Source organism: Nostoc sp. UHCC 0302, from assembly GCF_038096175.1.
Taxonomy (GTDB): Bacteria; Cyanobacteriota; Cyanobacteriia; order Cyanobacteriales; family Nostocaceae; genus UHCC-0302.
Genome location: NZ_CP151099.1, coordinates 5,398,910 through 5,413,403, shown reverse-complemented (window position 1 = coordinate 5,413,403; position 14,494 = coordinate 5,398,910). Strand labels below are relative to the sequence as shown.

At 42.2% G+C, this 14,494-nt stretch carries 16 protein-coding genes and 1 tRNA gene; 4 read left to right on the top strand and 13 right to left on the bottom strand.

Annotation, left to right across the window (positions count from 1 at the left end; genetic code table 11):
* Positions 1 to 60: 60 nt before the first annotated feature.
* Positions 61 to 843 (bottom strand): GNAT family N-acyltransferase, encoded by a 783-nt coding sequence (locus WKK05_RS23490; RefSeq protein WP_341525474.1) that lies wholly within the window; start codon positions 841 to 843, stop codon positions 61 to 63.
* Between the two features lie 353 nt (positions 844 to 1,196).
* Here WKK05_RS23490 and WKK05_RS23485 point away from each other — a divergent pair, with 353 nt between their 5' ends.
* The gene (locus WKK05_RS23485; RefSeq protein ID WP_341525473.1) at positions 1,197 to 1,337 is read left to right on the top strand and encodes a hypothetical protein; all 141 of its coding nucleotides are present in this window, start codon (positions 1,197 to 1,199) and stop codon (positions 1,335 to 1,337) included.
* Here WKK05_RS23485 and WKK05_RS23480 read toward each other — a convergent pair whose 3' ends face one another.
* The 5 genes from WKK05_RS23480 to nuoH all read right to left on the bottom strand — a co-directional run bounded on the left by WKK05_RS23480 (position 1,338) and on the right by nuoH (position 5,448).
* A complete protein-coding gene (locus WKK05_RS23480) occupies positions 1,338 to 2,258 on the bottom strand; it encodes an NAD(+) kinase (RefSeq protein ID WP_341525472.1) in 921 nt (306 codons plus the stop codon). It abuts the gene before it with no gap.
* A 6-nt stretch (positions 2,259 to 2,264) separates the two neighbouring features.
* On the bottom strand, positions 2,265 to 2,570 hold the full coding sequence (gene nuoK / locus WKK05_RS23475) for an NADH-quinone oxidoreductase subunit NuoK (protein ID WP_341525471.1): 306 nt from the start codon (positions 2,568 to 2,570) through the stop codon (positions 2,265 to 2,267).
* A gap of 277 nt (positions 2,571 to 2,847) precedes the next feature.
* A complete protein-coding gene (locus tag WKK05_RS23470; protein ID WP_341531166.1) occupies positions 2,848 to 3,498 on the bottom strand; it encodes an NADH-quinone oxidoreductase subunit J in 651 nt (216 codons plus the stop codon).
* Between the two features lie 105 nt (positions 3,499 to 3,603).
* The gene (gene ndhI / locus WKK05_RS23465) at positions 3,604 to 4,188 is read right to left on the bottom strand and encodes an NAD(P)H-quinone oxidoreductase subunit I (protein WP_341525470.1); all 585 of its coding nucleotides are present in this window, start codon (positions 4,186 to 4,188) and stop codon (positions 3,604 to 3,606) included.
* Positions 4,189 to 4,329: 141 nt separating this feature from the next.
* Entirely contained in the window at positions 4,330 to 5,448 is a 1,119-nt protein-coding gene (gene nuoH, locus WKK05_RS23460; protein WP_341525469.1) for an NADH-quinone oxidoreductase subunit NuoH, read from the bottom strand.
* 127 nt (positions 5,449 to 5,575) lie between these two features.
* Between nuoH and WKK05_RS23455 the strand changes: the two genes are divergently transcribed.
* Positions 5,576 to 5,983 (top strand): hypothetical protein, encoded by a 408-nt coding sequence (locus WKK05_RS23455; RefSeq protein WP_341525468.1) that lies wholly within the window; start codon positions 5,576 to 5,578, stop codon positions 5,981 to 5,983.
* Between the two features lie 70 nt (positions 5,984 to 6,053).
* On the opposite strand, the gene WKK05_RS23450 is transcribed toward WKK05_RS23455, so the two are convergent.
* The 5 genes from WKK05_RS23450 to WKK05_RS23430 form a co-directional block, all read right to left on the bottom strand.
* On the bottom strand, positions 6,054 to 7,190 hold the full coding sequence (locus tag WKK05_RS23450) for a citrate synthase (RefSeq protein WP_341525467.1): 1,137 nt from the start codon (positions 7,188 to 7,190) through the stop codon (positions 6,054 to 6,056).
* Between the two features lie 106 nt (positions 7,191 to 7,296).
* Entirely contained in the window at positions 7,297 to 7,833 is a 537-nt protein-coding gene (sixA, locus tag WKK05_RS23445) for a phosphohistidine phosphatase SixA (RefSeq protein WP_341525466.1), read from the bottom strand.
* Between the two features lie 804 nt (positions 7,834 to 8,637).
* On the bottom strand, positions 8,638 to 9,108 hold the full coding sequence (locus WKK05_RS23440) for a DUF29 domain-containing protein (protein WP_341525465.1): 471 nt from the start codon (positions 9,106 to 9,108) through the stop codon (positions 8,638 to 8,640).
* 122 nt (positions 9,109 to 9,230) lie between these two features.
* A complete protein-coding gene (locus tag WKK05_RS23435) occupies positions 9,231 to 10,514 on the bottom strand; it encodes a bifunctional oligoribonuclease/PAP phosphatase NrnA (RefSeq protein WP_341525464.1) in 1,284 nt (427 codons plus the stop codon).
* 741 nt (positions 10,515 to 11,255) lie between these two features.
* Positions 11,256 to 11,753, bottom strand: a complete 498-nt coding sequence (locus WKK05_RS23430; protein ID WP_341525463.1) for an HNH endonuclease — start codon at positions 11,751 to 11,753, stop codon at positions 11,256 to 11,258.
* A 302-nt stretch (positions 11,754 to 12,055) separates the two neighbouring features.
* Here WKK05_RS23430 and alr point away from each other — a divergent pair, with 302 nt between their 5' ends.
* Positions 12,056 to 13,243 (top strand): alanine racemase, encoded by a 1,188-nt coding sequence (gene alr, locus WKK05_RS23425; RefSeq protein ID WP_341525462.1) that lies wholly within the window; start codon positions 12,056 to 12,058, stop codon positions 13,241 to 13,243.
* A 16-nt stretch (positions 13,244 to 13,259) separates the two neighbouring features.
* Here the strand turns inward: alr and WKK05_RS23420 are convergent, their stop codons facing one another.
* Both WKK05_RS23420 and WKK05_RS23415 read right to left on the bottom strand, forming a co-directional pair.
* Complete coding sequence (locus WKK05_RS23420) at positions 13,260 to 13,457, bottom strand: hypothetical protein (RefSeq protein WP_341525461.1); 198 nt, start codon at positions 13,455 to 13,457, stop codon at positions 13,260 to 13,262.
* Between the two features lie 247 nt (positions 13,458 to 13,704).
* Positions 13,705 to 13,786 (bottom strand) — tRNA-Leu (locus WKK05_RS23415).
* A 493-nt stretch (positions 13,787 to 14,279) separates the two neighbouring features.
* Here WKK05_RS23415 and WKK05_RS23410 point away from each other — a divergent pair.
* A complete protein-coding gene (locus WKK05_RS23410) occupies positions 14,280 to 14,414 on the top strand; it encodes a hypothetical protein (protein WP_341525460.1) in 135 nt (44 codons plus the stop codon).
* Positions 14,415 to 14,494 lie beyond the last annotated feature (80 nt).

The window sequence follows — 14,494 nt, the reverse complement described above, 5'->3', positions numbered from 1 at the left end:
TTTTGTTACTGCATGAGTTGATAAAAAAATATGTAAAATCATAGTTTGTTTACAAAACGATTAACGCCATCTATAAAAGTCTGCAATATTAGATATAGTTAAAAAATCAATAGTTTTGAACTGTCTATCAATAGCTGGAAGGCTACATATTTTTGCTCCAATACTCAAATATGCCTGTAAAATATTAGGGAGTTCCACATTATATGAATCTATACATTTTGGGGTAACATCCAGAAAAGATTGTGAATTTGGATAAACTAAAATACTTGGATGCATCAAGTTATTTTGCTGAAAATAATCATAAGCACAAGCAGCTTCACAAGGAGATTGTGTTAGTAATGATGCACAGCCGAAAAAATATTGTTTTCTACTCCAGATAAGATAATTTGCTAGCCCTTCCCAAAGTAATAAAAGTGCTTGAATATTGCGGAATTCTTTAGCTATACATGCACGCCCAACTTCTACGGATGCCTGAAGCACAGAGTCGGGAATCGTATTGAGATTAAATATGTCAGCCGCATCAAAACCTAGCCCTTGAGAAGCCATTATATAAGTTTGCATTCGATAAGTTCCAATCGTTTCCCCGGTCTGTTTGGAGATTAGTAACAAATGATGGCAAACTGCATCAAACTGGTCTTCATCCATCTGGGTAAGGTTAGAAGTAGAGAATCCCAAGCCTAGTTCCAAATTAAAAACTTCAAAACGCAACCGCAAAATAGATTTTAATTCTTCTTCAGTTGAGGCAAGTCGTAGGATATATTTTTCAGTTTGCAAAACAGGAAAATCTTTCAGGAGCGGAGGAGGACTCAGTGGGTAATTGATGTTGCGGTAATAAATTTCCATCTGTCTTCCTACTTCGATTTTTTGAAATATCCTACTAGGATTTAGGCAATGCAGAAATAGACCTCACTATAGAACTCTTAGAAAAATATTTTGTGGTGTAGTACAGAGTTTTGTGGCGTTTATCTTACCATTGCATAAAGTACTAACTAACCCGCAAAAAACCTATCTAGTGGGGAAAAGGGGCAGAATAATAGCTCCTAAATCCGTCTTTGCTTACAGTTTAGGATGCACAATTACTGCTTACTTTCTTGTATTAGAGGTAAGTGTTTTTATTATGAGCTTGAATTTTAAAAAAATCTGGCAATAAGATACAAAATTTCGCTTTTAAATAGGTTATGAATCCAAATTGACGAATGAACTCACAATATAGGCAGAAAGCCCCCAGATATAATATATCTGGGGGCTTGGAAAATTTTGCTGGCGATCGCTCTTTGAGCAGTTTTTTTTACAAACCTCACAGACAAGCTGTGGCAAAAGCTCTGTTAGATACTTAATCAATTTCGATGATTATTGCTGTAACGAACCCTTGTACCTGCCCAAAGCAACTTCTCTCTCAGCGTCTGATAATATGAATTGTTTTCCCGCAAAATAATAAACTTAACCCGACAATCTGCCATCCGCACATCAACGCGGTGTCCTGGCCAAATTGAAGTCCCTAACACCCCATCCGTCCACAGCTTGGTGCTTAAATCGTAATCTCCTAAAGGCCAAACACTGACCACAGAACCAGGGGGTAAAACGAGGGGGCGACTAGAAAGACTCATCGGGCAAATCGGAGTGATGGTAAGCGCTTCCATACCATCATGCATAATTGGGCCATTGGCAGAAACGGTGTAACCTGTCGAGCCTGTAGGAGTGGCAATAATTAATCCGTCTCCCACATATTGATCGACTACCTCACCGTCAATTTCCATTTCTAGAATTGAGGTAATCATCCGGTCAGCAGAAGCAGGTTTAACACAAAATTCATTCAAAGCCAGGTAACGCTCACTCACTGGTTCCAAATTTGAGCCATGACCCTCATACACCGCCGCTTGCAACATCATCCGCCGTTGGACAGCATATCGATCCTCTAACAACCTATCCCAAACTTTTTCTGTATCCTGAAACTCTTCCACCGACTCAGTTAAAAATCCTAAATGACCCCCAACATTTACTCCTAAAATTGGGATGCCAACAGGGGCTAAATGTCTGGCACTAGTTAAAACCGTACCATCACCACCGAGTACCAAAGCCAGATCGATTGGTTGAGCAGCCGAAGCCAAAAACACTGGATAAGGGTTGTCTTTTGGCCCGCTTGGCCCCATCAACACATGGCAATCGCGGTTTTCTAGTTGTTTAGCGCAGAGTTCTGCCCAGCGTTTACTCTGGGCATCTCGCGCCTTATAAGCAATAATTACCTGCTTGAGTTGCACGCACTGTTACCACTTCAGGAGATTAAACTGCTCCATATCGACGGTATCGCGGTTGCGATAAATGGCAAGCACGATCGCTAAACCCACCGCCGCCTCGGCTGCGGCCACGGTGATCACAAAAACAGTGAAAACCTGACCCTTAATTAATGTTGAGTCAAGGTAGTTGGAAAATGCCATTAAATTCAGATTAACGGCATTGAGCAGCAATTCAATTGACATCAATACCCGTACGGCGTTCCGGCTGTTAATTAAGCCGTAAATACCGATGCAGAATAGAGCGGCTGCTAGTAATAAAAAGTACTGAAGTTGCATGAATCTTTATGTTCAGTTGTCAGTTTTCAGTTTTCAGTTTTCAAGAACTGCATAGGGGATTGGGCGTGGGGCATTGGGGAGGCAGTACGTTGGGCGGGCAATGCTCGACTTGTACCCCTACGGGGAAGCAAGCTACGCCTTGGTCTCCCCTTCTCTCAAAGGGAGAGGCTAACACCAAGGGAGAAGCAACTGCCGTCATTCAGGGTGCTAAGTGCTGAATTAGGAGTTATTATTCTCCTCATCTCCCCCATTCCCTCACTCCCGACTCCCTACTCCCTCATTCTCGACGAGAGCCACCACGATTGGTATCAGTACCGCTTGTTCCAGTCCCACGCCTTGCTGATACTAGTTCTCTGGGGCGTTCTGGCAAGGTCAAAACGGTTTGTGGCAATTCTGAAGGCGTAACTTGGTCTGGTAAATACTCACGACGTGCCAAAATAATTGCGCCCACCATTGCGATTAACAACAAAATGGAAGCTAGTTCAAAAGGTAGCAAAAAGTCAGTGAATAAATGCTCACCAATCAGAACTATGGAACTATCACCAGCCACAGAAGTAGTTGAGTACTTCCAAGGAGTTGCCAACACCATCGTACTCAAAAGAGCAAACAATCCTAAACTAACTACCCCTGTCAGTACTTTCCGCACCCAAGCATTGGGATATGGTACAAAATTTTGTCTTTTGTTTACCAACATAATGGCAAACAAAATCAGCACGTTCACCGCCCCAACATAAATTAGCACTTGTGCTGATGCTACAAAATCAGCGTTCAGCAACAGATAGATTCCCGATATGCTGATGAATACGCCTCCTAGCATAAAGGCAGAATAGACAATACTGGGTGACAGCACCACACCAAGCGCCGCCCCAATCATCATCACTGCCAGTATGCCAAATGAAACAGTCTGTACTCCTTCGGCTAGATTCACTGTTTTTTGTCCTCTGTCAAGGGTCATTGGTCATTGGTCATTAGTCATTGGTCATTAGCAACTCATTACAAATGACTAATGACAAGGGACAAATGACCATAAAATTTATTTTTCTGTTTGTTCTACAAGGTCTTCTGGACGCGCACCTGCACGAGGCGCATCCACAGGTAGATCATGGGGTTCGAGGACACCTTTGGGTAGATAAACTAGTTCCCGTAGTGGTGTGACCATTGGGTCATCTGTGACTTTATAGGGCAGACGACCTAGCGCCACGTTGTCGTAGTTCAATTCATGGCGATCGTAAGTGGAAAGCTCATACTCTTCTGTCATTGATAGACAGTTAGTGGGACAATATTCCACACAGTTACCGCAGAAAATACAAACTCCAAAGTCAATACTGTAGTGATTGAGCTTTTTCTTTTTGCTGGCTTTGTCAAATTCCCAATCCACCACAGGCAGGTTGATTGGACAAACTCGAACACAGACTTCGCAAGCAATACACTTATCAAACTCAAAGTGAATTCTACCGCGAAACCGTTCGCCAGGAATCAATTTCTCGTAAGGGTACTGTACGGTAATCGGACGCCGCCGCATATGATCGAAGGTGACAGAAAGCCCCTGACCAATGTAACGACCGGCTTGCACCGCTTCTTTGGCGTAATCGCCAACTTGTTTCAGGAACTTGAGCATCGTGTTTTACTCTCTCTTCAGGTGATAAAAGTTAGGAGTGAGAGTGATTAGTTAGGAGTGAGTAGTTAAGAGTGAGTAGTTAATTAAAAATTCACAACTCATAACTCATAACTCTTAACTCTTAACTCTTAACTCTCTTAATTACCCACCAAATGCAAAGGGAAAGGCTAGTTTCAGGGCTGCAGTTAATAGAAGATTAACCAAACCAACTGGTAACAAAAACTTCCATCCTAAATCTAACAATTGGTCAATCCGTACCCGTGGCACTGTCCAGCGCAACAGGATGGCAACAAATACTAGTAGATAGGCTTTGAGTACAGTCATGGTAATACCCAAAGAAGCAGTTACTATCTGCAACACGGGATTCGTATCACTGATTCCCAACCAGCTAGCTATGAGGTTGATGGGAATGGGAAAATCCCAACCGCCCAAGTACAAAATTGCTACCAATAAGGAAGAAAGTATTAAGTTAACGTAGGAACCCAGGTAGAACAGACCGAATTTCATGCCTGCGTATTCAGTTTGATAACCTGCTACTAGTTCTTCTTCTGCTTCGGGCAAGTCAAAGGGTAAGCGTTCGCATTCGGCAAGGGCGGCTATCCAGAAAATCAGAAACCCAATAGGCTGCCGCCAAATGTTCCAGCCAAGGATGCCATAGCCGGATTGCTGATTAACAATGTCAACAGTGCTGAGACTATTAGACATCATAGCGATCGCCAACACTGCCAGTGCCAAAGGAATTTCATAACTAATCGACTGGGCGGCTGCTCGCAAGCCCCCTAAAAGGGAGTATTTGTTATTAGATGCGTAGCCAGCCATCAACAAGCCAATGGGTTGAATGCTAGACAGAGCAATCCACAAGAATACACCCATGCCTACATTGCTAATTACGATATTCTGTCCAAAAGGAACAATCAGGAACGACAGAAACACCGGAATCACAACAATAATTGGGCCGAGGGTAAAAAGCCAGGCGTCAGACTTTGCTGGCACTATGTCTTCCTTAAATACCAGTTTTAAACCATCCGCTACAGGCACTAACAACCCAAAAGGCCCCTGGTATTCTGGCCCAATTCTCTGCTGTGCAGCAGCAGAAATTTTTCGCTCTAGCCAAGTGGCGACTAATACCCCCACTGTTGCCCCAATCAGCATTAGTATCATTGGCAGTGGCATCCAAACCGCTTTGGCCGCCCCTGGTGGAATTCCTAAATCCATTAGGGATTCAATAAAAGTTCCTTGAAGGTCAATTCCTGAGTTCATGTTTCCACTCTTTAAGTCATCGAGTCATGGTGAGTTACAACTATTAGTTGAATTAATAACTGTAAACTCACCTAATTTATAATCTTTGCTGAGATGACGCCTAATTGAAGATTTGTTGCTAATACCCATGCCTAGTATATCGTTGGATGGTTTTAGCCCTCTGAAGCGACATGAGAATTTCTACTTATGGCTGGCATTGAGTTTAGCTAATAAGTCCCCATTGGGGAGTAAGGGAGCAGCACTTCTCTACGAGAGGCTGCGCCCTAAGCGTAGCTATGCCGCAGGCTTTACGACTACGCTCAGTGACCGAGGAGCAGGTGAGCAGGGGAGCAAACTAACAATTATTCTTCCTTGTCCCTCTCATCCACCCCTCTCCCTTTTACCCCCTCTGCCCCTCCTTTTGCAGCACGGCATCACAAAACATCCGCTTCCCTTTTGGCAACGGCTGTCTAGTTGGGACAAATTTTTTGCTTCCTCAAAACTGGGGGTTGCCATAACTGACAATTCTAGACTGCGATTTGAGATTTTTTGGTAAAAGCACCTTGTTTTAACTGAGAAATAAATCCAAAATCCAAAATCTCAAATCCAAAATTGCTTAATGCCAGTTATCGTTGGTCAATGGGAATATATGGAGCTTCGTGGCGACCGTTGTAAATCTGAGTAGGGCGGAAAATCCGGTTTTCTGCTAGTTGTTCTTTCCAGTGGGCTAGCCAACCTGCAACACGAGCGATCGCAAATATTGGTGTAAATAAGTCTGTGGGAATACCCATTTTTCTGTACACCAAACCAGAATAAAAGTCAACATTGGGATAAATCCCTCTGCTACCGAGTTTTTCCTCGACCACGCGTTCTACCTCTAGGGCAATATCATAGAACTTGTCATGCCCAAACTTCTCAAACAGTTGTTCTGCTAATCCTTGTAAAATTGTGGCTCGTGGGTCTTTGACTTTGTAGACACGATGCCCAAAGCCCATAATTTTGGCTTTGCGTTGCAGACGATCCTCGATAAAAGGACGTACATTTTCTACAGAACCAATTTCTTCCAACATCTGGATTACTTCTTCATTGGCTCCACCATGAAGCGGCCCACCCAAGGTTCCCACTGCACTAGCAACCACAGCATAGGGGTCAGTCAAGGTAGAAGCTGTTACCCTAGCGCTGAAGGTCGATGCATTCATTGTATGCTCGACTTGCAGTATTAAGCAGATGTCAAAAATTTTTGCCGCCAGAGGATCAGGTTCTTGCTCATTGAGCATATACAGGAAGTTGGCGGAGTAGTCTAAGTCATCACGGGGACGCACGGGGTCATTGCCTTTTCGCATCAACTGGAACGCCGCCACCATTGTCGGAATGGTTGCTATCAAACGCACCACAGAATCCCGAATGTAAGCAGGGTTATGTAAGTCACGAAGCGAATAAAACAAGCCTAAAGCCGCAGCTGAGGCTTGTAGGGCATCCATTGGGTGACCGCTTTCTGGAAAGCATTTCATCATGTCCCGAATGCGGTATTTTATCCGTCTGTGATAACGAACTTCATGCTCAAAAGCTTGCAGTTCTTCCTTAGTTGGCAATTCACCCCAGATTAAGAGATAAGCAGTTTCTAGAAATGTACTTTTTTCTGCTAATTCCTCAATCCGGATGCCACGATATTCTAGTATTCCCTTTTGCCCATCAACATGACTGATACTCGATTGAGCGGCGGGAATGCCTTCTAGACCAGGCTTGTATTCGCACACCATCATGGCAACACCATTTGCTTGTTGTAATTTCTGATCACGCTAACTTACCAGAAATTATTATCGCTATAACAGTAGCTGTTCTACCAACAATTAGAAATGTGGAAAACTGTTACAGCAGGTACTTAGGTGGTGTCAACCAAAACATCTGACTACGACCCAGAGGAGTACCTGTTTCTGGTAGTTTTATCCCAATCATACCTGCTTTTTTCAAGACTAAACCTGCTTTGGCTTCTGACAGCTCTCTTATCTGGCTTCCAACGCTCGGAATTTCGCTTCCCCAAAGGAGAATTTCTGCCCAATTACTCAAATCAGGTTCATGTCCAACCAGCGCCAGTTGAATATTTTGTGAATAATTCTTAGGCTCTAACCAATCTACAACCCAGCTTGAGATTTCACCATCAGGGGCAAGGTGGCTAGATTCCTCTAATTGGGAACTTAATCCGGCTGCGATGAGGATTTCAGCTGTTTGTCGCGCACGCACTAAGGGACTGGTGAGAATTAATTCAAAGTTAAAACCCAGCTTGACGAGTCTTTGGGCAACTTTCTCAGTTTTTTGGCGTCCTTCTTTGGTAAGGCTGCGCTCTTCATCTTTGATGCCTAATTCTCTCTCTTCAGCTATGCCATGACGAATTAAATACAGTTCCACAATTTGAGTCCTGTTAGCTTTCTTCTCTACGAGAGGCTGCGCCAACGGAGCGTTGAGCAGCGTGCTGAGTTAGAAGTTACGCTGATGTAATCAACTGATCCTAATCTTAAATCATCATTTTAAAACAAATGAAGGTGTTTTGAATTATTAAATATATTTACACCATTCACATATTTACACCATTTACATTGCTCAAGTCTCTTTTTCAAAAATTTTTCATTGGGATGACACATTTCATCTTTCGGAACTCGTAGCTCTTTGCCCTCAATTGATCAATACTCAGTGGCTTGGAGAATTGTCTAAAGGAAAATCAAAGTCAACAACTGAATCTATTTGTATGTAAACATAAAAACATCCATCATAATCAGATATGTATGCTTCACTTAAATCTGAATAGTTGCTGTCTAAAAGCCTTAATTACTCGTCTTTGGGTGCTGCAAAATATTACCAGCAGCAATAAAACCACTGGGTTCATTACTAATATTTCCACTTCTCTGAAAGTAAGCTCTATCTCCAACCTTTATAAATCTAGAATTCCAGCAACTCCAAGATGTTATGTAGTACTTGCCTGACGAAATCACTGAGTTGATAAACCTAGGAAGTTCTCTATTTTTAATAATTCCTTTTTCGCTGTAATATTCTGCTTCACCGTTGCAAAGAAAAATTATAGTTTCCATCACAATAAAAATGAATAATCATGATTATCATGATGTTAGCCATTTACTATACTAAATATAAGCCGTATACTTACTTGTTTTAGGAATATCATAGTGGCCGCCTTAGCATAAATAACCTTACAATTAATTATTCTTCAGCATTAGGATAAAAGTCTAAGTCTAAAATTTCATCGACAGCAAAGGGACAGGCGATCGCAAAATTCTCCTCTGATAAACTCGTTTCCACTATGGCCTCTCGCCGCGCTCTTTGATAAGTAGTATTAAGCCACTCTGCATCATTTAAAAAACGCCGCAAGCTGGGACTTTCTTGCAGCAACTCATCTAGATTAAGTCGCTCACGGGTAATGGTTACTTGCCAACTGTGACTACGGCGTTCGGGTTGATACTTCCACTTCAACAAATGCGATAAAACTAACCGCAACGCGCTCTGTAAAGCACGCTGTTGACTCTTACCCAAGTCCACCACTTCCTCAATTAAGTGTTCTAAATCCAGCGTGTCCCACTGATGCGATTGTAAAAGCTCTGCGGTTTGCTCTACCCAAGCACAAAAATCTTGTTCATACAAGGTTTGTAACATTTGGAATTCTATAGAATTCATGGCGTTCCTTCTTCGCAAATAAAAAAGGTACGCACGAGTTAATTTTATTTGTGCCTACCTGAATTGAAAGTACTTCAGTCAAGAGTCAAGAGTTATTGATTATTCTCCCCCACTCTCTACTCCTACTCTGACTGAATCGGATTGTCTCTAGGATTGACCAATCTTAGTAGCTTTTGCTTAATTTGCGTATCGAATACTTCCCATTTCATTTTCGCATAGGCAGAATTTTCGTTACTGCCAGACAAGAAACCCATCGGAATCTCAAAACCGCCTGCACTTGTTCTTCCACCGCCAAAAAAGCGCCCAGTGCTATCTTGTCCAAAGGCTTCTTTGATGAACTCATCGGGGTCAAGGGTGAGTTTCGTGGTTCTCAGGGAGCCGATGACTATTTCTAGTTCTTCATCTTCATCGTGAACAATGCCATAAACTACGGCAGTGTGAACGTTTTCTTCAGTGACGAGAAAATCTGCCGCTTGGGGGATGGCGTCGCGGTCGTCGTAGCGTAGATAACCAACACCAGCAATGGAAAAGTTATTTTGGACGATGCGATTTTTGAGCGATCGCTCGATCACATCCATCACCCGCTTGGAACGATTCGCTAGTAAAATGGCGTTCAGCAGTTGGGCGTCATAAAATCGACTCAGATATGCCGCTGCCATGAAGTCTTCTTCTTGCGCTTGCATCAGCCGATTTGTATCTGAGCGCAAGCCATGCATCAAAGCAGTAGCACACTTAACGTGTTGATTGATGCTGCTATCTAATGCGAGTAATCCTGTTTGTAAGTATTGAGTAAAAATTGTTGCCGTAGCTCGTACATGAGGACGGACATCTTCAAACTCTGATTTGAGTTCTCCCTGGATGCTGTGATGGTCAACCAGCGCCACTAAGGGAATTCCAGCCTGCTGCACCGCTGACACTAGCTGGGAGGTGGTTCCTTGGTTATCAATTAATACAAAACCTTGATAAGATGATAAGTCTTTGCTCTTTAAGGTTTGCAGTGTCCAGCGTTGGATAGGTAAACCAGTCAACCTCACTAAAGCAATATTCTCTTGGTGGCTCAAAGCACCAGCGTAAATAATTTCAGATTTGATATCGTATTGCTGAGCAATTAACTGATAAGTCCAAGCAGAAGAAAGGGCATCAGGGTCTGGAAAATCTTGTAAGATTACCAAATGGCGATCGTGTCGGTGTGCCAAAAGGGTTTTTTGCAGTTCTTCTGACTTTTGGGTTGCCAGGGAACTGCCACGCTGTGCTGGATAGATAGCTCCTTCACCTGTCGATTGCATCATGGACGGACGGGTGAGGGGAACTTCTAGCGCTTCTTTCTCTATTTCAGCTTCCTCTGAGTTTGGCTCTGTGGTCAATGACAATCTCTCAAACTGATTAACGGGAGAATTCAAGTACATAAGTAATGTTTTTTGAAGTGTAAGGCTTCGTTGATAAGAAATACTAAAACTTGCAGTTTCCTGATTTAGCCATACATTCTGATCTTCGCAAAAATATCAGCACTTTGCACTATATATCTAAGTATATTTTTGGTCAGCAACAGAGATTAGCTAGCAAATAACTCCCGTCATAGGGCGTATGGGGCTGAAAACAAGAATGCTTAGGATTTTTAGCTAGAACTAAGCACATCAATCTTTTCTCTCTTCCATAGCTTTAATAAAACGGGATTTTTATTGAAATGTGATAGCTTAGCTTGAAAATTTTTCTAACCTAGGATGTGTAAACTTATTTTTTATTTCATACTTGGCTTGTATTAAACAGCCTCTTGATGTTAATAGTCTCATCCTTGTGACTATTGAGCAATTAAAAACTAATTTGAGTAAAGAAATAATTTTTCTTGTCCTCTGGGATAATTTTGATAATTTCAAGCCCACTCAGTTCTTTTGCATTTTCATGAGGTATACTCAAAAGCTGCTAACTTGCTAGCCTATATTTGTGCAGATTACTACAATAGCTTCTGCTTTTAAATTATGCTTTGCAATACTTTGACAGCCTTATAGATAATAAGGCTGTCAAAGCAAAGTGTATCCAAGCAGCATCTAGGCATTCCTTGGAAGGACAGGTTGTTACCCAAATGGAAAGTAACCAGAAAAATTAGCAAGTAATCATTCCTGTCCCACTCTCTAAATGGTTGTATAATCTCAAAGGCCTATGACATATTTCTGCCACTCTTGGTGTAATCCACTCTTAAGATGTTTGCTGACCTCGAAATAGAGACTACTATAAGGTTGGCGGGGAGGATGACGTAAAAGCATATGAGCTTCGTGAGGAGTGCGACTGCCTTTTTTGACATTGCAACGGACACAAGCTGTCACAATGTTCTCCCAGGTATCGCCCCCACCGCGCGATCGCGGAATCACATGATCTAACGTTAACTCGTCTCCTGTGTAACCACAGTATTGACAAGCATGACCGTCACGGTGCAATATATTTCGCCGGGTCAGAGGAATTTCCTTATAAGGCACACGCACATAATGTCGCAACCGAATTACGGTTGGCAGCGGAAAATCCGAGTAAAGAAATTTACCGTTATGTTCCACGCGTTCTGCTTTGCCCTTGATTAACAGAACGACAGCGCGTCGCCAGCTCGTTATATTGAGCGGTTCGTAAGAAGCGTTTAAGACTAAAACCTTCCCCATTGATCTGCGCTCAGGGTATTAGTTTTACATATATTAACACAAATATCCTCTGCTTGGGAGATGAGAATATTTTATACTTTCGGCATTATTCAAAAACTAATTTAGAAGTTATAAGTTATGAGCTATGAGTTAGGAATTTCAACTCCTTGCTCCTCACTACTTACTTTTTTTAATATCCCAGCATCTTGTATAAATTCTACTAACAAGGGTAAAGTTCCTGTTTAATCTGAGTCTGATATGGCTCTAAGAGCGTGAATAGATTGTTTGGTAGTACAGCAGCGGTGTGATAGGAGGGAGTCTAAATGTTAAGTCACAACCAAACCCCCAGTGTGGCTTTTAATCAGCAGTGCGATACTTACGCGTGGTTCTCGCAACGAGCTTGGGTAGAAATTGATTTAGGGGCGTTGTCGTACAATGTTCAACAGTTGGTGCAGTTTTTATCACCAGACACCCAGTTGATGGCAGTGGTAAAAGCTGATGCTTATGGACATGGAGCAGTAACAGTCGCCCAAACGGTATTAGAATCGGGTGCTAGTTGGTTAGGAGTGGCGACAGTCCCAGAGGCTATTCAATTACGAGAAGGGGGGATTAAAGCTCCGATTTTGATTTTAGGAGCAACCCATACACTAGAGCAAATTCATGCGATCGCCCACTGGAACCTTCAGCCAACATTGTGCAGTCCCAAACAAGCGCTAGTATTTTCGGATACTTTAGAAGCAATTAAGCATGATTCACCTATACCCGTACACATCAAATTAGACACGGGAATGTCTAGGTTGGGAACGAACTGGCAACAAGCAGGTGAATTTGTGCAATTAGTGCAGCGCTTACCGTATCTTTCTATTGCCAGTATTTATTCTCATCTGGCAACAGCGGATAGTCCAGACCCCACGGTAATGAATGAACAGCATAGAAGATTTGAAGAAGCGATCGCTCAAATCAAAGCAATGGGCATAGAACCACCTTGCTTACACTTAGCAAACTCAGCTGCTACCCTCGCAGATCCGAAATTACATTACGATATTGTGCGAGTAGGTTTAGCTGTTTACGGACTCTATCCAGCACCTCATTTGCAAAATGCGATTAACCTGAAGCCAGTCTTACAACTAAAGGCGAGAATCACCCAAATTAAAACAATTGCTGCTGGAACTGCTGTCAGTTATGGTCATCAATTTATAGCCCCCCATGAACTTCGCCTCGCCGTTGTGGGAATTGGATATGCTGATGGTGTCCCTCGGAATCTTTCCAATAACATCCAGGTATTAATTCGCGGTCAACGGGTGTCGCAGATTGGCACAATTACAATGGATCAGCTAATGCTGGATGTGAGTGCTATACCCAATATTCAAGAAGGGGAAGTAGTTACCTTACTGGGGGAACAAGGAAGCGAACAAATCTCAGCAGACGATTGGGCAGAAAAATTAAATACGATCTCTTGGGAAATCCTCTGCGGGTTTAAGCATCGTCTGCCGCGTGTGGCTGTAATGTAGCTTAGTTGGGCAGTTGTCAAAAAAATAGGAGTGTACGGGAAGCCAACGCCGTGGTGAGGTAGTCCATTGGGTGGGCAATGCCCGACTGTGGAATAGAAAACGTTGGTAGTAGCGCTTTAGCGCCTAATAAATTATAAATATTGATGCACAAATCTAGCCTAGAGCCAAAGTCAAGGTTTTCAAAGGTTTCAGCCTGAAGTTGACACGTATACATTGCGCGGGTTTCCCTGAAGCAGGTGTTGTTGGCTCCCTGACTTTAAAAAACTGGCGTAGTTTTTACACCACTCCCCCTAACGGAGGAAACCTCCACAAGGGGGTGGCTCCCCATGAGTGACTGGCACAGCTTAGGGCTATCTTCAAAGAATAGGATGCTATACATCACCAGAGGTATGAAAATACACCCTAGCCCTCTAGACTTCATTTTCACCTCAAGCTAGGCGCTTTATTCCCGTTTTCAACAATGCGGATGAAAGGACTTGAACCTTCACTCCTTTCGGAACTAGAACCTAAATCTAGCGCGTCTGCCAATTTCGCCACATCCGCAATTACTCACCTATGCTAGCATAGCAAATTAATTATGGAAATGGGAATTAGAAAAGAAAAATATTTGTTAGTCTAGCAATACCCAAAATTTCTGAGGATACTGATAAGTTAAAGTGCTAATTTCAGAGTAACTATAAAATTCTATAGCCAAGTATAATAAACAACAATAAAGTTAAAAGTATATGCTGAAGAAGCTATGATTTAAAAAGATAAAAGTACTATATTTCATAGATTTTCCTCTTAAAACTATTTTTTTGTAAATGCACAAATATTACATGGTATCAAATAATACCAAGCAATTGCAGTTGACCCTATTAAAAGTTAAGAACTATAACCTAGACAGAACTCAAGCAGATAGTGATATCAAGTTCGGGTAATTACTTTATTGTTCAAATGTCTGTGCGTTCGTCGTATCCCTACGGGGAAGCGGGCTACGCCTTAGTCTTTGATAGTAAAAGTTTAGCAGCCCACAAAAAGCGAGGAGCTACCACTAATGGTGAAAGTTGCTGCTGTGACTTCTCTTTGCGTCAGCCATAATGATAATTCTTTGACAGAGCGTGATGTAACACTACTCAAAATTGAACAAATTAATCATAAATTTTTACCTAAATTAAGCGAATACACTTAAAATATCTCAGATTTTCACTAAATTAAGCCTTAGTAATTGCTTAAGTGATTATGCTGAGATTTCAATATATTACTGTCAAT